The 20246-nt window shown below is 64.6% G+C and carries 17 protein-coding genes; 12 read left to right on the top strand and 5 right to left on the bottom strand.

Features of this window, described 5'->3' with window-relative positions; translation table 11 throughout:
• Positions 1-59 precede the first annotated feature (59 nt).
• From AABA84_RS23165 to AABA84_RS23135, 7 genes are all read left to right on the top strand, one after another.
• The gene (locus AABA84_RS23165; RefSeq protein ID WP_212246475.1) at positions 60-1229 is read left to right on the top strand and encodes an acetyl-CoA acetyltransferase; all 1170 of its coding nucleotides are present in this window, start codon (positions 60-62) and stop codon (positions 1227-1229) included.
• A 123-nt stretch (positions 1230-1352) separates the two neighbouring features.
• Positions 1353-1559, top strand: a complete 207-nt coding sequence (locus AABA84_RS23160; protein WP_212246473.1) for a hypothetical protein — start codon at positions 1353-1355, stop codon at positions 1557-1559.
• Positions 1560-1689: 130 nt separating this feature from the next.
• Positions 1690-2889: a CaiB/BaiF CoA transferase family protein gene (locus tag AABA84_RS23155; protein ID WP_338307192.1), complete on the top strand. Its 1200-nt coding sequence runs from the start codon at positions 1690-1692 to the stop codon at positions 2887-2889.
• Between the two features lie 145 nt (positions 2890-3034).
• Positions 3035-4171 (top strand): thiolase family protein, encoded by a 1137-nt coding sequence (locus tag AABA84_RS23150; RefSeq protein ID WP_338313281.1) that lies wholly within the window; start codon positions 3035-3037, stop codon positions 4169-4171.
• Entirely contained in the window at positions 4168-4527 is a 360-nt protein-coding gene (locus tag AABA84_RS23145; RefSeq protein ID WP_338313280.1) for a Zn-ribbon domain-containing OB-fold protein, read from the top strand. The genes AABA84_RS23150 and AABA84_RS23145 overlap by 4 nt, the downstream gene beginning before the upstream one ends.
• A 482-nt stretch (positions 4528-5009) precedes the next feature.
• A complete protein-coding gene (locus AABA84_RS23140; protein WP_028145150.1) occupies positions 5010-5537 on the top strand; it encodes a carboxymuconolactone decarboxylase family protein in 528 nt (175 codons plus the stop codon).
• A gap of 25 nt (positions 5538-5562) precedes the next feature.
• Positions 5563-5865 carry a nucleoside triphosphate pyrophosphohydrolase family protein gene (locus AABA84_RS23135; RefSeq protein WP_212246457.1) on the top strand — a complete coding sequence of 101 codons (303 nt, stop codon included), beginning with the start codon at positions 5563-5565 and terminating at the stop codon, positions 5863-5865.
• Positions 5866-5954: 89 nt separating this feature from the next.
• Here the strand turns inward: AABA84_RS23135 and glsA are convergent, their stop codons facing one another.
• The 4 genes from glsA to AABA84_RS23115 form a co-directional block, all read right to left on the bottom strand.
• The gene (glsA, locus tag AABA84_RS23130; RefSeq protein ID WP_338313278.1) at positions 5955-7802 is read right to left on the bottom strand and encodes a glutaminase A; all 1848 of its coding nucleotides are present in this window, start codon (positions 7800-7802) and stop codon (positions 5955-5957) included.
• Between the two features lie 21 nt (positions 7803-7823).
• Complete coding sequence (locus AABA84_RS23125) at positions 7824-9899, bottom strand: TRAP transporter permease (protein ID WP_212246445.1); 2076 nt, start codon at positions 9897-9899, stop codon at positions 7824-7826.
• Positions 9900-10043: 144 nt separating this feature from the next.
• Positions 10044-11210, bottom strand: a complete 1167-nt coding sequence (locus tag AABA84_RS23120; RefSeq protein ID WP_338307043.1) for a TAXI family TRAP transporter solute-binding subunit — start codon at positions 11208-11210, stop codon at positions 10044-10046.
• Positions 11211-11527: 317 nt separating this feature from the next.
• On the bottom strand, positions 11528-11749 hold the full coding sequence (locus AABA84_RS23115; protein WP_212246878.1) for an acetyl-CoA carboxylase biotin carboxyl carrier protein subunit: 222 nt from the start codon (positions 11747-11749) through the stop codon (positions 11528-11530).
• A gap of 94 nt (positions 11750-11843) precedes the next feature.
• Here AABA84_RS23115 and AABA84_RS23110 point away from each other — a divergent pair, with 94 nt between their 5' ends.
• The 3 genes from AABA84_RS23110 to AABA84_RS23100 all read left to right on the top strand — a co-directional run bounded on the left by AABA84_RS23110 (position 11844) and on the right by AABA84_RS23100 (position 16275).
• Complete coding sequence (locus tag AABA84_RS23110; protein WP_338307042.1) at positions 11844-12818, top strand: IclR family transcriptional regulator; 975 nt, start codon at positions 11844-11846, stop codon at positions 12816-12818.
• Complete coding sequence (locus AABA84_RS23105) at positions 12748-14307, top strand: acyl-CoA carboxylase subunit beta (protein ID WP_212246440.1); 1560 nt, start codon at positions 12748-12750, stop codon at positions 14305-14307. Before AABA84_RS23110 ends, AABA84_RS23105 begins: the two co-directional genes overlap by 71 nt.
• Before the next feature lie 270 nt (positions 14308-14577).
• Positions 14578-16275: a GMC family oxidoreductase gene (locus tag AABA84_RS23100; RefSeq protein ID WP_338307040.1), complete on the top strand. Its 1698-nt coding sequence runs from the start codon at positions 14578-14580 to the stop codon at positions 16273-16275.
• A gap of 971 nt (positions 16276-17246) precedes the next feature.
• Here the strand turns inward: AABA84_RS23100 and AABA84_RS23095 are convergent.
• Positions 17247-18722 carry an FAD-binding oxidoreductase gene (locus AABA84_RS23095; RefSeq protein ID WP_338313276.1) on the bottom strand — a complete coding sequence of 492 codons (1476 nt, stop codon included), beginning with the start codon at positions 18720-18722 and terminating at the stop codon, positions 17247-17249.
• Between the two features lie 191 nt (positions 18723-18913).
• Here AABA84_RS23095 and acuR point away from each other — a divergent pair, with 191 nt between their 5' ends.
• Entirely contained in the window at positions 18914-19588 is a 675-nt protein-coding gene (gene acuR, locus AABA84_RS23090; RefSeq protein WP_338313275.1) for an acrylate utilization transcriptional regulator AcuR, read from the top strand.
• Positions 19589-19607: 19 nt separating this feature from the next.
• Positions 19608-20183, top strand: a complete 576-nt coding sequence (locus AABA84_RS23085; RefSeq protein ID WP_338313273.1) for a peroxidase-related enzyme — start codon at positions 19608-19610, stop codon at positions 20181-20183.
• Positions 20184-20246: the final 63 nt, after the last annotated feature.

Raw genomic sequence — 20246 nt, 5'->3', positions numbered from 1 at the left:
GTCTTGCCATCCCTGCGCTAAGACTTAGCTCAGGAAGAGACCCGCAGGGAGACATGACCATGACCGCCAGCATCGTCGGATGGGCGCATACGCCGTTCGGCAAGTTCGACACCGAAACCGTCGAAAGCCTCGTCACCCGCGTCGCCAATGAGGCGATGGCCGATGCCGGCATTTCGGCGTCCGATGTCGACGAGATCGTGCTCGGCCACTTCAACGCCGGCTTCTCGGCGCAGGATTTTACCGCCTCACTGGTGCTCCAGGCCGACCCGAAGCTGCGCTTCAAGCCGGCGACCCGGGTCGAGAACGCCTGCGCCACCGGTTCTGCTGCCGTGCACCAAGGGCTGCGCGCGATCGCCGCAGGCGCCGCCAAGATCGTCCTGGTCGTCGGCGTCGAGCAGATGACCCGCACCCCTGGCGCCGAGATCGGCAAGAACCTGCTCAAGGCGTCCTACCTGCCCGAGGACGGCGACACTGTCGGCGGCTTCGCTGGCGTGTTCGGCAAGATCGCCAGCTCCTATTTCCAGAAATACGGCGACCAGTCCGACGCCCTGGCGCTGATCGCGGCCAAGAACCACAAGAACGGCGTCGCCAATCCCTTCGCGCAGATGCGCAAGGATTTCGGCTTCGACTTCTGCCGCGCCGAGAGCGAGAAGAACCCCTATGTGGCCGGTCCCCTGAAGCGCACCGACTGCTCGCTGGTCTCCGACGGTGCCGCCGCGCTGGTGCTGGCCGACGCCGAGACCGCCAAGGGCATGACCAAGTCGATCGGCTTCCGCGCCACCGCGCACGCCCAGGACTTCCTGCCGATGTCCAAGCGCGACATCCTCCAGTTCGAGGGCTGCACGGTTGCCTGGCAGCGCGCGCTGGAAAAGGCCGGGGTGACGCTGTCCGATCTCTCCTTCGTCGAGACCCACGACTGCTTCACGGTCGCCGAGCTGATCGAGTACGAAGCAATGGGCCTGACGCCGAGGGGGCAGGGCGCCCGCGCCATCAAGGAAGGCTGGACGCTCAAGGACGGCAAGCTGCCGGTCAATCCGTCCGGCGGCCTGAAGGCCAAGGGCCATCCGATCGGCGCCACCGGCGTCTCCATGCATGTGATGACCGCGATGCAGCTCGCCGGCCAGGCGCCCGAGGGCATGCAGCTCAAGAACGCCAAGCTCGGCGGCATCTTCAACATGGGCGGGGCCGCGGTCGCCAACTACGTCTCCGTGCTGGAGCCGCTGAAATAAGCTCGCGTAGGGTGGGCAAAGGCGCGAAGGCGCCGTGCCCACCATCTTCCTTGCGTTAGATCATGGTGGGCCCGCTTCGCTTGGCGCACCTTAACGCTCCTGAGGGATTTGCGGAAAAGCATCATGAGCACTGACTACGAAGACTCGCTGTCGATGGACGCACTCAACGATCGCATCGCGATCCTCGAGGACAATATAAGGCAGCTCATCGAGCAGGCTGCGGCCGCCTCGGGCGATCAGAACGAGTCGCGCATCGCCGACCGGATCAGCCAGCAGAACGAGGAGCTCGACCGGCTCCTCAAGATCCGCGAATCCCGCCAGAAGAAATAGCGGCCGGTATCGCCGCGCGGCGCATGCGGCCATACGCCGGCTGCCCTTGTGCGCGCGGCCCCGCTGCCCTTAGCTGGACCGACATCGCGGGGCGGCGCCTTGAGCCCCCGCGCAATCGGGAGCGGAAATGATGGGGCCGCTGAAGGGCATCAAGGTCATCGACATGACCACCGTGCTGATGGGGCCTTATGCGACCCAGATGCTCGGCGATTACGGCGCTGACGTCATCAAGGTGGAATCGCTCGACGGCGACGTCACCCGCCTGATCGGCCCGATGCGTCACGCCGGCATGGGCCCGGTGTTTCTCAACACCAATCGCAGCAAGCGCTCGATCTGCCTCGATCTGAAGAAGCCCGCGGGCCGCGAGGCCGTGTTGCGGCTGCTGAAGGACGCCGACGTCCTCGTCTACAACGTCCGCCCGCAGGCGATGGCGCGGCTTCAGCTCGGCTACGACGTCGTCTCGAAAATCAACCCGCGCCTGGTCTATGCCGGCGTGTTCGGCTTCGGCCAGGACGGGCCCTATGCCGCAAAGCCCGCCTATGACGATCTGATCCAGGGCGCCACCGCGCTGCCGGCGCTGATGGCACAGACCGGCGACGGCGTGCCGCGCTACGTGCCGAACGCGCTGGTCGATCGCATCGTCGGCCTCACCGCCGTCGGCGCGATCTGTGCCAGTCTCGTCCATCGCGACCGCACCGGCCGCGGCCAGCGTCTGGACATCCCGATGTTCGAGACCATGGCCGGCTTCGTCATGGGCGATCACATGGGCGGGCTCACCTATGAGCCGCCGCTCGACAAGGGCGGCTATGCCCGCCACCTCTCGCGCGACCGCAGACCCTACAAGACCTCGGACGGCTATCTCAGCGTCATCGTCTACAACGACAAGCAGTGGGAGAACTTCTTCAAGGCGACGGCGCGCGATGATCTGCGGGCCGATCCCAGATTCGCGACCTTCGCGGGTCGTGCCGCCAATATCGACGTGGTCTATGCCGAGCTCGCGCGCATCTTCGAGACGCGCCCCACAGCGGAGTGGATCGATCTGCTGACGAAGGCCGACGTGCCCGTGATGCCGATGCACGACCTCGGCTCCATCCTGCACGACGAGCATCTGGAGGCGACGAATTTCTTCCCGGTCGTGACCCATCCGACCGAGGGCGCGATCCGCAGCATGAAGGTGACGGCGACCTGGTCCGAGACGGAGGCAGAGCCGGTGCGGCTGGCCCCGCGTCTCAACGAGCACGGCGCGGAAATTCTTCGCGGGATCGGATACTCCGCCGACGAGATCGCCGCCATGGTGCGCGACGGCGTCACGCGCTCGCCGCCGGAGTAGGGGAGGAAGCGATGGCGACAACTCTCTCATCCGTCATTCCGGGGCGCGACGAAGTCGCGAGCCCGGAATCCATAGCCACGATCGGAAGTATGGATTCCGGGCTCGCGCCAAGGGGCGCGCCCCGGAATGACGAGGAGGAGAGACGATGAGCTTCATCACCGGCGTCGGCCTCACGTCTTTCGGCAAGCATGACGGCTCGTCCTCGCTCGACCTGATGAGCCAGGCCGCGCAAGCCGCGCTCGACGATGCCGGGCTGAAGCGCACTGAGATCGACGGCATCCTTTGCGGCTATTCCACCGTCTCGCCCCACATCATGCTCGCGACCGTGTTCGCCGAGCACTTTGGCATTCGCCCGTCCTATGCCCATGCCGTGCAGGTCGGCGGCGCCACGGGGCTTGCGATGACGATGCTGGCGCATCACCTCGTCGAGGCAGGAGTCTGCCGCAACGTGCTGGTCGTCGCCGGCGAGAACCGCCTCACCGGGCAGAGCCGCGATGCCTCGATCCAGGCGCTGGCGCAGGTCGGCCATCCCGACTACGAGGTGCCGCTGGGGCCAACGATCCCCGCCTATTACGGCCTCGTCGCCAACAGATACATGCACGAATACGGCGTGACGGAAGAAGACCTCGCCGAGTTCGCCGTGCTGATGCGAAGCCACGCCTGCACCCATCCCGGCGCGCAATTCCATGACCCGATCACCGTTGCCGACGTCATGGCCTCGAAGCCGGTGGCGATGCCGCTCAAGCTGCTCGACTGCTGCCCGGTGTCCGACGGCGGCGCGGCGTTCGTGATCAGCCGCGAGCGAACCGGGGACGCGGGCGTGCGCATCCGCGGCTGCGCCCAGGCGCACACGCATCAGCATGTCACGGCCGCGCCGGCGCTGAGCGCGCTCGGCGCCGAGATCTCCATCGCGCGCGCCAAGGAGGCCACGGGCCTTGCGATCTCCGATGTGCGCTACGCCGCGATCTACGACAGTTTCACCATCACGCTCGCGATGCTGCTGGAAGACCTCGGCCTTGCCGGCCGCGGTGAGGCCGCAGCCCGCGTGCGATCAGGTCAATTCAGCCGCGACGGCGCGATGCCGCTCAACACCCATGGCGGCCTGCTCAGCTACGGCCATTGCGGCGTCGGCGGCGCGATGGCGCATCTGGTCGAGGCGCATTTGCAGATGACGGGGCGGGCGGCTACCCGCCAGGTGCGCGACGCCTCGATCGCGCTGCTGCATGGCGACGGCGGCGTGCTGTCGTCGCATGTCAGCATGTTCCTGGAGCGGGTGCGATGAGCGAGCGAATCGTGGACTGGACCAAGGGCGAAGCGGCGATCACCTACCAGACCTGCAGCGCATGCGGGCATGTGCAGTATTTCCACCGTGCCTTCTGCGCGGCTTGTGGCGAATCAGATCCGCGCGAGCAGCGTGCCAGCGGCAAGGGCCGGGTCTATGCGGCCTCGCTGGTTTGCCGCGCCGCCACGCCGGAGACGCGCGCACACGTGCCCTACAACATCCTGCTGGTCGATTGCGCCGAGGGTTTTCGCATGATGGCCCACGGCGAGAACGATCTGGCCATCGGCGATTCGGTCACTGCGAGCTTCAAGCCGTTTGCGGGAAAGCTTGTGCCATTCTTCACGAGAGAGCTGTAAGAGGGATTCGTCATTCGGGGGCGGTCATGGGACCGAGCCTGGAACGGGTATTCTGGGCCTGGCCTGTGCGAGGGGCCACCCCGGAATGACGAAAACTCTAGAACTCCAACTAACGCCCGTAGAACAAGATGCTGGCGATGACGAGCATCGCCGTCACCGCCAGCATATGCGCGAGCGCTCCCGAGGCCGCCCCCTTGGTGGCTTCCTTCATGCCTTTTTCTCCCTAGACTTGGGCGTGACTCATCGTTGTGCGGCTAGCGCACCCGACGGCCAATTGTTTTACTCGGAACACCCCACTTACGAGTACTCACCGCGATTTGTCCCCACGCGGCGAATATCGACTGTGTCAGGGTCGATCAGCAATGCGGCGGCAATTTGACTCGATAATGTTGCTCCTGCGTCCTCGCGCGAATAGAGTCTTTGGGGACTTGCGCGGACGACGACAAAAAGCATCAAAAACTAGGGAAAACTTCAGGAAAATCATGGCCCGCATCAACTACAGCGACCCGTCCAAGGCATCCGACCGCACCCGCGAAATTCTCGACAAGAACCGCAACGCCAACATCTTCCGCATGATGGCGCACTCGCCAAGCTATTTCGAGCAGTACTGCCGCCTGGGGGGCGCCATCCGCCACAAGGGCGAGCTCGATCCGGTCGTGCGCGAGCTCGCGATCACCCGCACCGGCATCTTGTGCGAGGCGCCGTACGAGATCGTCGCGCACAAGCGGATCGGCAAGAATGTCGGCGTCACCGACGCGCAGAACGAGGCGCTCGAAAACTGGCAGGCGGCGACGTGCTTCAACGAGGTGCAGCGCGCCGCGCTCGCCTTCACCGACGAGATCGTGAAGCTCAAGAAGCCGACCGATGCGACCTTCAAGGCGATCGCTGCGAAGCTGACGCCGGCCGCACTGGTCGAGCTCCAGCTCTCGGTCGGGTTCTACATCATGACGTCAAAGTTTTTGGAGACTTTCGAGATCGATCTCCAGCCCGTCACCGAAGTGGTGGGCTGATCTCAAGACGCGACGAGGGATGCCCATGACGATCGACGACTACGCGGCCTGGGCCGCAACCATTGCCAAAGTCGATGAGCATCCGTCCAACGAGCGGCTGTCCTATCTCGGTCTCGGCCTCGCGGGCGAGGCCGGCGAGGTGGCCGAGCACATCAAGAAGCTGCTGCGCGATGACTGGCTCGACAAGGCTGGCCTCGTCGATGAGCTCGGCGATGTCGTCTACTACTGGGCCTGCCTGTGCGCGGCGACCGGCCAGAAGCCGTCCGAGCTGCTCGAAAGGAGCGCGGCGAAGATCAAGCGGCGACTGAGCGAAGCCGCGAGCCGTTGAGCAAGAGATGTAGGCCGGACACCGACAGCCTCCACAGCGTCATGGCCGGGACAAGCCTGGGCATGATGACCTGTCGTGAATGAGCTGCTCTACATCGACGTCAAGATATCCACCTTCGCGTTGGCGACGATCAGGCGGTCGGCGAGGAGCTGGGCGAGGTTGCGCATGATGCGCTCGCTGGCGTGCGGGTGCTGCTGGCGGAATCGTTCGAATTCCTGCAGCGGAGCCTCATAGGCCGTCGCTGCCATGTCGGCGAAGACGTCGGCCGAGCGCGTGGACTCCAGCAGCGCCATCTCGCCGAACGCCATGCCCGCGGTCAGCGTCGCGAGCCGCACGCCGTCGGGCAGCGTGACGTGCACGGCGCCACTGCGCAGGAAGAACAGGGAATCGGCGGGATCGCCTGTGGTGAGAATCTTCGCGCCGGACTGGTAGGTCCGGATGGTGCAGATCGAGATGAGATCGGTCAGCTCGTCCTCGCCGAGGCCTTCGAGCAGCGGCTGCTCGGCAAGCTCGGTGGCCTCGTGAAAGTCGATCGAGCCGCCGTAGCGGTAGACGATCTGGTCCTCCGCCCATTCGATCGCGGTGTCGAGCAAATAGAAGTCGCGAACGTTCTTCAGCTCGGCCGTCCATTCGCGCAACGTATCCCACTCCTTGGACGCGCGCCTGACGCCCGACAGCACCACCGTGACATTCAGTGCGGCGAGCTCCTCGAACGCCTCGGCGACGAGCCGCGCGCCGGCGCGCGTGGTCGAGGTGACGCGGTGCAGATCGAAGATCACGAATTGCGGCCGCGGCCGCCCCGCGAGCCGGCGGGAGACGTAGTCGACCGCGGACAGCGACAGCGTACCGACCAGCTCGATGATCCGCACCTCCTGCTCATGCGCGGCGAGAATCTCGCGCTCCTGCGGCCGGCGGACGCGCCGCGACGGGCTTCTGCCGATGTCGTAGTCGGCGATCACGGCGTTGCGGGCGTCGTCGCTGCGGTTGAGCATGTGCAGATCGTAATGCGAGGACAACGCCTCGCAGACCTTGATACCGCGCACGCTGTTGCCGTGCTTGTCGAGCTTCGGCGAATAGCTGCCGAGCCCGAGGCGGGCGGGCAGGGCCGCGAGGATGCCGCCGCCGACGCCGCTCTTGGCGGGAATGCCGATCCGGTAGATCCATTCGCCGGCATAGTCGTACATGCCCGACGAGGTCATCACCGAGAGCGTGCGCGAGATCGCGTAAGGCGTCAGCACCTGCTCGCCCGTGACCGGATTGACGCCGCGGTTGGCGAGGGTCGCCGCCATCACCGCGATGTCGCGCGCGGTGACCAGCACGGCGCATTGCCGGAAATAGACGTCGAGCACGCCCGCAACATTGTCCGAGATCACCGCGTTGGTCTTCAAGAGATACCCGATGGCGCGGTTGCGGTCGCCGGTCTGGCTTTCGGAGGCGTAGACGGCTTCGTCCACGGCGAGATCACGACCGGCGAAGCGGCTCAGCGCGAGGCGAATCTGCTCGAAGGCGTCTGCGCCCTTGCTGTCGTAGATCAGCCCGGTGCAGGCGATCGCGCCGGCATTGACCATCGGGTTGAACGGGTGGTTCTCGGAATTGAGCCGGATCGAATTGAAGGGATCTCCCGACGGTTCGACGCCGATCGCGCTCTCGACCCGGCCTGCGCCCAGAAGGTCCAGCGCCAGCGCGAACACGAACGGTTTTGACATCGACTGGATGGTGAAGGGCACCCTGGAGTCGCCGACCTCGTAGACATGGCCGTCGAGCGTGGCGAGGCTGATGCCAAAATGGGCAGGATCAGCCTTGCTCAGCTCGGGAATGTAGTCGGCGACGCTGCCTGAGGTTTCGGCGGAGAATTCGTTGAGGCAATTGCCCAGAAACCGCAGTAAGGGCGGCTTCGAGCGGGTCCAGGCGGCGGCGAGAGGCGAGAGCGGGGTCATCGCCTCTCTTGTGCAACGCAATCAGGGCACGCGCAACCCGTCCGGAACCACCGCCTGCCGCCGGACCAGCAGAAGGGCGAGCAAAACCGTGGGTACAAGGATGGCAAGGCCCAGCAGCGTCACCTGCATCTGCGACAGCGGCATGATCCCGCCACCCGGTGTCGCCACCACGAAGCCGCCGATCACCAGCAGCACGCGGATCGGCCATTCCAGGCTGCCTGTGCCGCGCAGATCCCCGACGAAGGGCTGGTAGCCCTGGATGCCGCCGCAGATGAACAGCGTGCCGAACGCGGCAAGTCCCATTAGCCCGAGGCCGGTCAGATACGGGCTCGGCCCCTGCAGCACCAGCGCCGGATTGAGCACGAAGAAGAACGGGATGAAATAGATGATGCTGCCGACCCACATCGATTCCCAGCCCGTCTTCATCGCCGGCGAGCCGGCGATGCCTGCGGCCGCGAAGGACGCGATCGCGACCGGCGGGGTGATCGACGACAGCATGCCCCAATAGAAGATGAACATGTGCACGGCCATCTTGTTCAGCCCGAGCTTCTCGAGCGCGGGCGCGACCAGGATGGCGAGGAAGATGTAGCAGGCCGTCGTCGTCAGCCCGAGGCCGAGGATCAGGCTGGTGAGGGCGCACATGCCGAGCAGCAGGAACGGATTGTCGCCGGCAATATGCAGGAGGTCATTGGCAAGGCTCGACACCACGCCGGTCATCGAGAACGCGCCGATCAGAAGACCGCAGCCGGCGAGGATGCCGACGAGCTCGACGAAGGTGCGGCCGTTGACTTCGAGGAATTTGCCGATCGTCGCAAAGGTCCAGCGCGTGTCCTTGGAGAAGAGCTGGTTCAGCACGAGCAGCAGCGCGGTCGCGTAGAACGGTGCATGGCTCTCGCGCTTGAAGTAGAGCAGCATCACGATCAGCAGGGCGATGACGAAGACGTAGTACCAGCCGTCCTTGATCGTATCCATGACCCGCGGCAGCTCCGCGCGCGGAATTCCCTTCAGCCCGTGGCGCGCGGCGTAGGAATCGACCTGCATGAACAGGCCGACATAATAGAGCGCTGCCGGGATGATCGCGGCGACCGCGACCTCGGCGTAGCTGATATTGAGGAACTGCGCGATCACGAAGGCGGTCGCGCCCATCACCGGCGGTGCCAGCACCGCGCCGGTCGAGGCGCAGGCCTCGATCGCGCCGGCATAGGAGGCGCGGAAGCCGCTCTTCTTCATCACGGGGATGGTCATGGTGCCGGCGGTCAGCACGTTGGAGATGATCGATCCCGACATCATGCCGAGCAGGCCGCTGGCAAAGATGCAGACCTTGGCCGCGCCGCCGCGGAACGTGCCGCACAACGCGAAGGCAAGGTTGATGAAGAATTTTCCGGCGCCGGTCATCATCAGCGCCGTGCCGAACACGAGGAAGCCGATCACGGTGTCGGCGAAGGCCTGGATCGGAATGCCGAGCAGGCTTTCGCCCGACAGCACGTGATAGGCGGTCGCCTGCTCCAGCGTCGATTGCGTGCCGCGGAACGGACCGAGCCAGCCGGATTCGGCAAACAGCGGATAGACCGTAAAGGGGAGCACGCTCAGCAGCAGGCTCCAGCCCCCGGTGCGGCGCAGCGCCTCCATCAGCATCACCCACATCACGAGGCCCGCGGCGATCACGTTGTTCGGCGCGCCGCCGAACTCCCAGCCGGCTTCCGCCGCCTTGCGCACGTTCGACATCAGCAGCAGCGCTGCGGCGAACGTCGCGACGAAAAGCAACAGGTCGTACCAGGGAATCCGGTCGAGTGGGGCGCGCTCCGTGCCCGGAAAGATCAGGAAGGTGAAGGGCAGCATCAACGCGATCAGGAGATAGAAATACTCCGTGTTGAGCTGGGTGTAGCCGATGAAGAAGCGCAGCGAGAATTGCTGGTTGATGCAGAGCAGGATCGTCGCCGCGGTCGCCGCGACCAGCGTCCAGCGCCAGGCGCCGCGCAAGGTGCGCACGCGCGTGACCTCGGCCTCCTGCATGTTGCCGGCCGCGCCATGGGGATCGTCGAACACGACCCGCTTGGTCTCGTCTTGCGGGGCGGTGGAGGTGGAAACAGAAGACATCATCGCCCCCGGGTGTAGGCTGTAAAATGCTGACTAGGCAAATGGCAGTTGGTTGAAGCGATCGTGCCGCGGGCTCCTCAACCTCTCCCGCTTGCGGGAGAGGGGCGCACTGCCGCCGTGGCAACCGTCAATCCCATCGCAAGACTAATCCTCGAACCCGTTCGGCATGTCGGCTTTCGCAAGCGCCGTCGCGCGCGCCTTCATCCAGCCCTCGAGGAACGCCTTGTCGTCCGACGGTGGGTTGGACTTGCCGTAATCGGCCCACGCGGCTGCCAGCACCTCTTGCCGCTTGATCAGTTTGTTGTTGTGCGCCTCCTGCGCATCGCTCCATTGCCCGGCTTCCTTCAGCGCCTTCACCGAGCCGGGATGCACCGGCACCACCCAGTTCTTGGTCTGGCGGTCGGCGGCGAGACCGCCGGCGCCGGGCGCGGAGTCCTTGTAGGCATCGTAGTTGACGATCATCGCCTTGGTGATCGCATAGACCTGGTCGGCCGGCTGCGAGGCATAGGCGACGAAGATCGGGTAGGGGTAGTTGCCGAGCTCGACCGGTTTGTCCGGCGAGATGCCGGCGCCGCAGGTCGCGACTTGCGGGAAGAAGAACGAGCCGACCTTCTGCATCCGCGCCCAGCCTTCCTTGTCCTTGGCGGGCAGCGGCGGCCAGATCAGGCCGCGCGGCGAGGTCTCCGCTTCCTTGGCGGGGCCGGTGATGGTGGTGCCGAAGGCGGCGTCGACGTCGTTGTTGATCAGCCCTTTCCACATCGCGCCGTAGCTCGCGAACTCGACGGCCTTGACGTCCTTCTGCGTCAGCCCGGCGAAGGCGAGCACTGCGAGCGAGTTCTGGTTCAGCGCGGGCGAGCCGACCACGAAGCCGACACGCTTGCCCTTGAGGTCCTTCAGCTCCTTCACGCCGGTGTCGGCGGCAACGCCAAGCGAGCCGCAATTGCAGTCGACGGTCGAGAGCAAGATCTGAAGCGGCTGCGGGCCCCATTCCTTCGCGCCGAACTCGAACATGCCCTCCTGCGCGAAGTAGGTGCCGGATCCCATTGCCGAGGATGCCGCGCGCTTGGCGCGCAGCGGCGCGAGGCGAGCGACGTCGTTGCCTGCGGGCAGCACGCGCACGTCGGTGCCGTATTTGTCCTTCATCATCTTGCCGACGCCGACGGCGATATTGAAGCCGGCTGTTCCGGTGTCGTAGGCGGTGAACGTCAACGTCGCCGGCAGCTTGATGTCTTCGGCGAACGAATAGCGTGTAGACGCAAAAGAAATGCCCGCCACCAAGGCAGGCGCGAGCATGAGCAGCCCACGAAGCATGTTTCCCTCCAATGAACTTCGCGTTCGCCGCGAAGATTTTCATTCTTTGTTTGAAACAGAGTTTTGTTTGAGACGGATCATGTCACCCGTATCAGGCGATGGCAACGCCCTACCGGGAATGCGACGCATCGGACTGACACATTGTCGCGGAGGATGCGGCCTCGCGGCGAATACGGAGTGCTCGGCCCATGGTTCGAGACGCGTCGTAAGCGGCGCTCCTCTCCATGAGGTCTACGAATCTGCTGCGAAAACAGACCTCATCCTGAGGAGCCCGCCGTCGCGGGCGTCTCGAAGGATGGCCACGAAGAGAACGCACTTCAGCTCGCGACAATCGCGATTGCCTGACCCTCCGCAACGACGTCGTCGAGTTTCACCAGAAGCGATGTGATCGTGCCGCTCGCGGGCGAGAGCACCGGTATTTCCATCTTCATGGCTTCGACGATTACAACGTCATCGCCATCCGCAACGGTTCCTCCAACTTGCACGGGAGTTGCGCAGACGCGTCCGGCGATCTCCGTGACGATCTTAATTTCTGGCATGCCATCGCCTTTTTGTTGTCGTCGCAAAATGCCTGAGGTAGCGTCGTCTGCAAGTGGAATTTAATTCCGCACAGCGGAACAAACGGTAGGGAACATGGGACGACGATCCGAGCGATTAAGTAGGCAAGGCGTGCTCGCTGGCGATGCCGGTGAGGGTGATGTCATCCAGGTGGTCTCGCGCGCGTTCGACGTGTTGCGATGCTTCGAGGGCCATGAGGCCAGGCTCGGCAATCTCGAGATCTCAAATCGCTGCGGCCTGCCGCGCTCGACGGTCTCGCGGCTCACGCACACGCTGACGCGGATGGGCCAGCTGGTCTACCTGCCGCGTGATCAGAAGTATCGCATCGGCCCGAGCGCGGTGGCGATGAGCGCCTCGATGATGAAGGGCGCGCAGCTGCGCAGCATGATCCGACAACGTCTGCAGGAAGTCGCCGAACAGCTGCCGGGCACTGTCGGTTTCGTCGTGCCCGATCGCTTTCATCTGGTCTATCTGCAGTTCGCGCGCTCGGCGACCGCCCTCGGCCTGCACGAGGGCACCGGCAGCCGCATCTCGATGGCCTCGACCGCTGCGGGCGCGGCCTACACCGCGGCGCTAGCGCCGGAGATCGGCGATGCGTTCATCGCGGACGTGGAACGGGAAGCGCCCGAGGCTGCGAAGATCCTGAAGCCCCGCATCGAGGCCAACCGGCAGATGTTGCGAGAGCGCGGCTATGTCGTGGCCTGCGGCTTGTGGAGCCCGCACATCAACGGGCTCGCGGTGCCGATTTGGTCGCCGCAGTACCAGACCTACGTCGTCATCACGATCGGCCTTCTGTCCACGATGTATGACGAGCAGCGGCTGCATGCCGAAGTCGCACCCCTGATGCTCGAGCTCGGCCGTTCACTCGGCAGCCTGATGGAGGGCGCGGAAGGCGACGCCTTCAACAACCGCATTTCGCGCAAGCCGGTCGCAATGGCCGTGCACAACAATAACAAGCCGATCAATTCGGAGGGAGTGAATGAACTGGAAGCCGGAACTCGACGAGCTCGCCCGGCGCGAAGCCTTCGCGCGGGAGATGGGCGGCGTTGACAAGGTCAAGCGACAGCATGACCAGGGCCGGCTGACTGTTCGGGAGCGTATCGACAAGCTGATCGATCGCGGCAGCTTCCACGAGATCGGTGCCGTCTCCGGCATCGGTGAGTACGATAGCAGCGGCGAGCTGCAGAAATTGACGCCGGCGAACTGCGTGTTCGGCCGCGCGCGCGTCGATGGCCGCACCGTGGTCGTGGTCGGCGACGATTTTACGGTCCGCGGCGGCTCGGCGGATGCGTCCATTTCCGCAAAGCCGCTGATGGCGGAGGAGATGGCGCACGATTTCCGCCTGCCGATCGTCCGCATCATCGAAGGCTCCGGCGGCGGCGGCTCGGTCAAGACCATCGAGACCAAGGGTGCGGCGAACCTGCCTGGCGGCATCGGCGGCACGCGCTGGTATCGCTTCACGACGGAGAACCTGTCGCGCGTTCCGGTGGTCGCACTCGGCCTCGGCTCGGTCGCAGGGCTCGGTGCCGCGCGCCTTGCCGCCAGCCACTATTCGATCATGACCCGGAAGTCCGCGATGTTCGTCGCGGGGCCGCCGGTGGTGAAGGCGCTGGGGCAGGACCTCTCCAAGGAGGAGCTCGGCGGCGCCGACATCCAGACCCGCGCCGGCGCGGTCGATCACGCCGTCGATACGGAAGAGGAGGCATTCGCCTGCGCGCGGCGCTTCCTGTCCTATCTGCCGTCGTCGGTCTATGAGCTGCCGCCGACCTTGCCCTGCGCCGACAGTCCCGAGCGCAGCGACGAAGCGCTGATGAATGCGGTGCCGCGCAACCGCAAGCAGGTCTACAAGATGCGCCCCATTATCGAGTCGGTCGTCGACCGGGGCTCGTTCTTCGAGGTCGGCAAGAATTTCGGCAAGCCCATCATCGTCGGCCTCGCGCGGCTCGAGGGCAGGGCGGTGCTGGTGCTCGCCAGCGATAGTTTTCACTATGGCGGCTCCTGGACGGCGGATGCCTGCCAGAAGGTGGTGCGCTGGGTCGACTTCGCCGAGACCTTCCATCTGCCGGTCGTCTATCTCATGGACTGCCCGGGCTTCATGATCGGGCTCGATGCCGAGAAGGCGGCGACCATCCGCCACGGCGTTCGCGTCATGGCCGCGGTGAACCAGACCACCGTGCCCTGGTGCACGGTGATCCTGCGCAACGCCTTCGGTGTTGCCGGTGTCGTGCATCAGCCGGCCGACCGCTTCTCGATCCGCTACGCCTGGCCGTCGGCCTATTGGGGCTCGCTGCCGCTCGAAGGCGGCATCGAGGCTGCCTACCGCGCCGACATTGACGCTGCCGAGGACAAGGCGGAGAAGCTCAAGGAGATCGAAGGGCGCCTCAACAAGCTGCGCTCGCCATTCCGCTCGGCCGAGAAATTCTGGGTCGAGGAGATCATCGATCCCCGCAAGACGCGCTCGCTGCTGTGCGAGTTCGCGCGCCTCGCCGAGCCGCTGCGCAAGCCGGGGCCGCCGGAGAATTTTTCGATCAGGCCGTAGGCACCGTGTGCCAAGCCGTGACGCTCGTGCCCCGGACGCGGCGCAGCGCCGCCGAAGATGCGAAGCATCGTCCGGCGGTGGTGCGCTGCAGAGCCGGGGCCCATGTCACAGCGAGTCCGGAGCCTCCTGGATCCCGGCTCTGCGCAGCAACGCTACGCGTTGCGGCGCGTCCGGGACACGAGAAGCTGCGCCGGTGCGATCCAAAGCCCTTCCACGGCAAAACAATAACGCGTTAAGCTCCGCCAACAAGAACAACAGGAAACGCCAATCGTGTATGACTTCATTATCGTGGGCGGCGGCTCGGCGGGGTCCGTGCTGGCCCACCGGCTCTCCGCGAAAAGTGCCAACAAGATCCTGCTGTGCGAAGCCGGCCAGGATACCCCGCCCGGCAACGAGCCGGCCGAGATCAGGGACAGCTATCCGGGCACGGCCTATTTCGATCCGCGCTTCCACTGGACCGAGCTCAAGGTCACGACGCAAGTCGTCAGCCACAACAACCCGCACGTGGGCCGGCCTCCCTTGCGCAAATACGAGCAGGCGCGCGTGCTCGGCGGCGGCTCGTCGATCAACGGCCAGATGGCCAACCGCGGCGCCCCGACCGATTACGACGAATGGGATGCGCGCGGCGCCGAAGGGTGGACGTGGAACGACGTGCTGCCCTTCTTCAAGAAGGTCGAGCGCGATCTCGATTTCGACGGTCCCTATCACGGCAAAGACGGCCGCATCCCGGTGCGCCGGATTCCGCGGGAGCACTGGACGCGGCACTCGCAGGCCTTCGCAGACGCCTTCCAGCAGGCCGGCCATCAATTCCTGCCGGACCAGAACGGTGAGTTCGTCGACGGCTATTTCCCGGTGACGCATTCCAACCAGGCCGAGCAGCGCGTCTCGGCCGCGATGGGCTATCTCGACCGCGACACCCGCCAGCGCGCCAACCTCACCATCTCCACCAACACGCAAGTCCGCGAGCTGCTGTTCGAGGGCACGCGCTGCGTCGGCGTGAAGGCCGTCGTGGACGGACGCGAGCAGGAATTCCGTGGACGCGAGATCATCCTCTCCAGCGGCGCCATCCATTCGCCGGCGCATCTGCTCCGCGCCGGCATCGGACCGGTCGGCCATCTCAAGGATCTCGGCATTCCCGTGCTGATGGGATTGCCTGGCGTCGGCCAGCGCCTGATGGATCATCCCTCGATCTCGCTGTCGTCCTTTGTCCGCCGCGGCGCGCGCATGAACGAGCACACCAGGCGCCACATGCAGCTCGGACTGCGCTACTCGTCGGGTCTCGAAGGCGTGCCGAAGGGCGACATGTTCGTCGTCCTGCTCTCCAAATCGGCCTGGCATGCGGTAGGCGAGCAGATCGGCTCGCTGCTGACCTTCGTCAACAAGACCTATTCCGAGACCGGACAGGTCAAGCTCGCCTCGCGCGATCCGTCGGCAGAGCCGATCGTCGAGTTCAACCTGTTGTCCGACCGGCGCGATCTGGATCGCCTGATGAGCGGCTTCCGCAAGATGGCGGCGGTGCAGATGAGCGACGTGGTCAAGGCGGTGACGGACAAGCCGTTCCCGGCCGCCTATACGGACAAGGTCCGCAAGATCGGCGTGGTCAACACCAGGAACAGGATCTTGACCAAGATCGCCGCGACCTTGATGGACGGGCCGGCGGCGCTGCGTCACTACATGATCGACAATTTCGTGGTCGAAGGTTTCACCTTCGACCAGGTGATGAACGACGACGAGGCGCTGGAAGCCTTCGTGCGCAAGGCGACCATCGGCGTCTGGCACGCCTCCTGCTCATGCCGCATGGGCCGGGCCGACGATCCCATGGCGGTGGTCGACAATCAGGGCCGCGTCAAGGGCATCCAGGGCCTGCGCGTCGTCGACGCCTCGATCTTCCCGGTGGTGCCATGCGCCAACACCAATTTTCCCGTGTTGATGTCGGCGGAGAAGATCGCGGCCGCGATGATGCGGTGAGGAGCGCCGTCGTGCCGATCGGGGCAGCGCAGTGACGAGGAGCGCTCGTTGCAGAATCCACGACCCATGCGAACCGGACTTGATTGCATGCGGTGCGTTGGACGCGCGGAGCGCTCATTCGTTTTCTGCGAGTTAATCATTTCGGTCGCTATTTGTAGGCTATGATGATTGCAGACGGCGTCGCGTAAACGCAGCCATTTTCAGCCGCTCTTTAGGCCCATTTCAGCCAAACTGTTATTGGTTTCTCGTTGCCTGGGGCAGGACCACTCTATTTTGGAGTCCTGCAATGTACAGGCTAGTAATTTTTGCGTACCTCTTCGTTGTCTTGAGCTCTGTCGTTTCGGAAGCGCGGCCTTACCGCATTCATCATGCTTCCGAATGCAATGTCAGCATGCCCTGCGACTTCTCGTATTCGCAGATGCAACGCGAGCGGACTTCCAGGTCCTCACTGACTTCCAGATCCTCACTGATTTCCAGGCCTTCACTGCAAGCGTACCGCTCGACGCAGCTGACAGTGACCGATGCTGGGGGCGCCGCCACGCCGACGACCGTCTCCGGGGCTCGCGTTGTCGGTGGTCGTCCGGCAGGTTGCCCTTCATCCTTCTGCGGCTGCGGCGCGGCTCTGCGCGTGTTCGGTCGTATCGTGCCGGAATTGAATCTTGCGGCCAATTGGCTGCGCTTCCCGCGGACATCACCCGCACCGGGAATGGTTGCTGCGCGACGGGGACACGTTTTCGTTCTCGAGCAGCACCTCGGAGGCGATGTCTGGATGGCCTATGACGCCAACTCGGGCGGACACGCCACGCGAATCCACGCACGTTCATTGCGAGGGTATGCGATCGTCAATCCGCGCGGCGGTTCGACGGCTTGAGGGCCTCCGGACACCACTCTCGACAAGATCGCGGACGGGTCGCAACATCGTTGCGACCTGCCCACGCTCGACCAATCGTCGGCGCGGGGCGCAGCGTCGGTCACAGCCGCAGCACCTTGCCGGGATTCATGATGTTCTGCGGATCGAGCGCGCGCTTGATGGTGCGCATGATGTTGAGCTCGGTCTTCGAGCGGTAATGGCTGAGCTCGTCGAGCTTGTCGATGCCGATGCCGTGTTCCGCCGAGATCGATCCGCCCATCGAGGTGACGAGATCGTTCACGGCCCGCGTGATGGCGCCCTTGTATTGGGTCAGCGTCTGCTGATCCATGCCTGATGGCCCCATGAACGAGAAATGCAGATTGCCATCGCCGATGTGCCCCAAAGGATAGGGCCTGATGGTCGGGAGAATATCGAGCACCGCCGTGGTGCCCTTGGCGATGAACTCCGGAATCTTGGAGATGGCCACCGACACATCGAAGCTGAGCCCCGGACCTTCGGCCCGGGAGGCCTCGGCGACACTTTCGCGGATGCGCCACATGTTGCGCGATTGACCGACCGTGTGGGCGATCACCGCATCGAGCACGCGGCCGGCCTCGAGTTGATGGCCAAGAAACTGCTCCATCTTCTCGGACATGCCCTCGGCGCCGTCCTGGCGCGCCCGCGAGGACGACCATTCCAGCAGCAGGTACCAGGGCGTGTTCGCTTTAAGAGGATCCTGGGTGCCGGGAATATGGCGCAACACCATGTCGATGGCGGCGCGGCTCATCAGCTCGCAAGAGCCGACATTGTCCTCGGACGCGCTATGGGCTTCCGACAGGATCTCCAGCGCCGCGCGCGGATCGCGGATCGCCAGCCACGATGTCGAGACGTCCTTCGGCGCCGGCCACAGCTTGAGCACGGCCTTGGTGATGATGCCGAGCGTGCCCTCGGCGCCCATGAAGAGGTGCTTGAGGTCATAGCCGGTGTTGTCCTTCTTGAGCGCGCGCAATCCGTCCCAGACCTCGCCGCTCGCCAGCACGACCTCGAGCCCCAGCACGAGATTGCGGGCATTGCCATAGCGCAGCACCTGCACGCCACCGGCGTTGGTCGACAGATTGCCGCCGATCATGCACGAGCCCTGGGCGCCGAGGCTGAGCGGCAGGAACCTGTCGTGCCGGCTTGCCGTCTCCTGCAGCGTCTGCAGCACGCAGCCGGCCTCGACCGTCATCGCGTAGCCGACGGGATCGACGTCCAGCACGCGGTTCATGCGGCCGAGCGACAACACGATGCCGGTATGCGCAGGCCAGGGCGTTGCCCCACCCATCAGGCCGGTGTTGCCACCCTGCGGCACGATGGCGACGCCGTGCTCATGGCAAAGCCGGACCACTTTCGAGACGTCCTCGGTGCTGCCAGGACGTACGACGGCGCCGGCACCGCCGACCAGCAATCCCCGCCAATCCGTCACGAACGGCTGCTTGCCGTGCTCGTCCTCGATGAGGCCCTTCTCACCCACGATCGCGCGCAACGCATCGCGCATCTCGGCAGTCAAGGGAGCGGTCGGAATGGTGGGTTCGGACGACGGAAAGGCAGCCGGCATTTTCGTTTCCCCTGGCGCATCTTGGTGTGCACTGCGCACGTGACGTGCCCGGGTATTGTCCACGTTTGGCGCGGGGAGTCTAACGGCAAGATGTCTCGAACTGCCCCCGGTGACGAATGCGGTCCGCGGGAGAGTTGAGCCTTGGGAGGCGAGGGATTGATTTTGCAAGACAGTCAGTCTAATAAATCCTGATGAATAGAGCAGCCTCGGTTTCGGAGCCGCGCCGACGGGGCCGTCCTCCCAAGGACCAGTCGCAGCCGAATGCGCCGCGCGCGCGTCTGTTGCGCACGGGCGTTGCTATACTGACCGAGAAGGGATTCAGCGCCGTCGGCGTCGAGGAGATCCTTGATTCCGCGGACGTGCCGAAAGGGTCATTCTATCATTACTTCGGCAGCAAGGAGGCTTTTGGCCTCGAGCTGATCGATGCCTACGCCGCCTATTTCGCCCGCAAGCTGGATCGATGGTTCGACGATGCAGAGCGGGCTCCGCTGGACCGCCTGCGCGATTTCATCGCAGACGCGCGCTCGGGCATGGCGCGCTACGGCTATCGACGTGGCTGTCTCGTCGGCAATCTCGGGCAAGAGATGGGGGCGCTGCCGGAGCCGTTCCGAAAGCGCCTCGCCGCCGTCTTCAGGGATTGGGAAGCGCGGACCTCGCGCTGCCTTCGCGCGGCGCAGCAGGCGGGCGACATTTCCGAAGGCGTCGATTGCGACAGCCTCGCGCATTTCTTCTGGATCGGCTGGGAGGGGGCAGTGCTCCGGGCGAAGCTGGAAAGACGCCCCGATGCGCTCGACGTCTTCGCGCGCGGCTTTCTCACAATGATCCAGGCGAAGGAACGCGTGATCGTACCGATCTCCATCGATTAGTAGCGAGGATAACCAGGCCATGACCCAGGCACTTGCAATCAGCCGCTTCCCTGTCCCTGATCTGGCCGACATGCCAGAGGACATCCGGGCCCGCATCGTCGCCGTCCAGGAGAAGTCCGGCTTCATTCCGAACGTGTTTCTCGTGCTGGCGCACCGGCCGGACGAGTTTCGCGCGTTCTTTGCCTATCACGATGCGCTGATGGACAAGCCCGGCAACCTCACCAAGGCAGAGCGGGAGATGATCGTGGTTGCGACCAGCAACCTCAATCAATGCCAGTATTGCGTCATCGCCCATGGCGCGATCCTGCGCATCCGCGCCAAGAATCCGCTGATCGCCGATCAGGTTGCGGTCAACTACCGCAAGGCTGATATCACCGACCGGCAGAAGGCGATGCTCGACTTCGCCGTACGGGTCTCGACCGAGGCTTACAAGGTTTCCGAATCCGATTTCGCCACGCTGAAATCGCACGGGTTCACGGAAGAGGACATCTGGGACATTGCCGCGATCTCGGCCTTCTTCGGCCTCTCCAACCGGCTTGCCAACGTCACCAGCATGCGTCCGAACCCGGAGTTCTACAACATGGGACGCGGCTGAGAAGATTGAGAGAGACGTCGGTCGAATCCGGAAACTGATCGTTGTTCGATCGGCATCTGATGC

This window comes from Bradyrhizobium sp. TM239 (assembly GCF_036247985.1).
Taxonomy (GTDB): domain Bacteria; phylum Pseudomonadota; class Alphaproteobacteria; order Rhizobiales; family Xanthobacteraceae; genus Bradyrhizobium; species Bradyrhizobium ottawaense.
This window is presented reverse-complemented; position numbering and strand designations above follow the sequence as displayed.

Bases quoted from the DNA above. Each gene is read 5' to 3' on its own strand.
- AABA84_RS23165 (WP_212246475.1), top strand. From the start codon at position 60: ATGACCGCCAGCATCGTCGGATGGGCGCATACGCCGTTCGGCAAGTTC.
- AABA84_RS23160 (WP_212246473.1), top strand. From the start codon at position 1,353: ATGAGCACTGACTACGAAGACTCGCTGTCGATGGACGCACTCAACGAT.
- AABA84_RS23155 (WP_338307192.1), top strand. From the start codon at position 1,690: ATGGGGCCGCTGAAGGGCATCAAGGTCATCGACATGACCACCGTGCTG.
- AABA84_RS23150 (WP_338313281.1), top strand. From the start codon at position 3,035: ATGAGCTTCATCACCGGCGTCGGCCTCACGTCTTTCGGCAAGCATGAC.
- AABA84_RS23145 (WP_338313280.1), top strand. From the start codon at position 4,168: ATGAGCGAGCGAATCGTGGACTGGACCAAGGGCGAAGCGGCGATCACC.
- AABA84_RS23140 (WP_028145150.1), top strand. From the start codon at position 5,010: ATGGCCCGCATCAACTACAGCGACCCGTCCAAGGCATCCGACCGCACC.
- AABA84_RS23135 (WP_212246457.1), top strand. From the start codon at position 5,563: ATGACGATCGACGACTACGCGGCCTGGGCCGCAACCATTGCCAAAGTC.
- glsA (WP_338313278.1), bottom strand. From the start codon at position 7,802: ATGACCCCGCTCTCGCCTCTCGCCGCCGCCTGGACCCGCTCGAAGCCG.
- AABA84_RS23125 (WP_212246445.1), bottom strand. From the start codon at position 9,899: ATGTCTTCTGTTTCCACCTCCACCGCCCCGCAAGACGAGACCAAGCGG.
- AABA84_RS23120 (WP_338307043.1), bottom strand. From the start codon at position 11,210: ATGCTTCGTGGGCTGCTCATGCTCGCGCCTGCCTTGGTGGCGGGCATT.
- AABA84_RS23115 (WP_212246878.1), bottom strand. From the start codon at position 11,749: ATGCCAGAAATTAAGATCGTCACGGAGATCGCCGGACGCGTCTGCGCA.
- AABA84_RS23110 (WP_338307042.1), top strand. From the start codon at position 11,844: ATGGGACGACGATCCGAGCGATTAAGTAGGCAAGGCGTGCTCGCTGGC.
- AABA84_RS23105 (WP_212246440.1), top strand. From the start codon at position 12,748: ATGAACTGGAAGCCGGAACTCGACGAGCTCGCCCGGCGCGAAGCCTTC.
- AABA84_RS23095 (WP_338313276.1), bottom strand. From the start codon at position 18,722: ATGCCGGCTGCCTTTCCGTCGTCCGAACCCACCATTCCGACCGCTCCC.
- acuR (WP_338313275.1), top strand. From the start codon at position 18,914: ATGAATAGAGCAGCCTCGGTTTCGGAGCCGCGCCGACGGGGCCGTCCT.
- AABA84_RS23085 (WP_338313273.1), top strand. From the start codon at position 19,608: ATGACCCAGGCACTTGCAATCAGCCGCTTCCCTGTCCCTGATCTGGCC.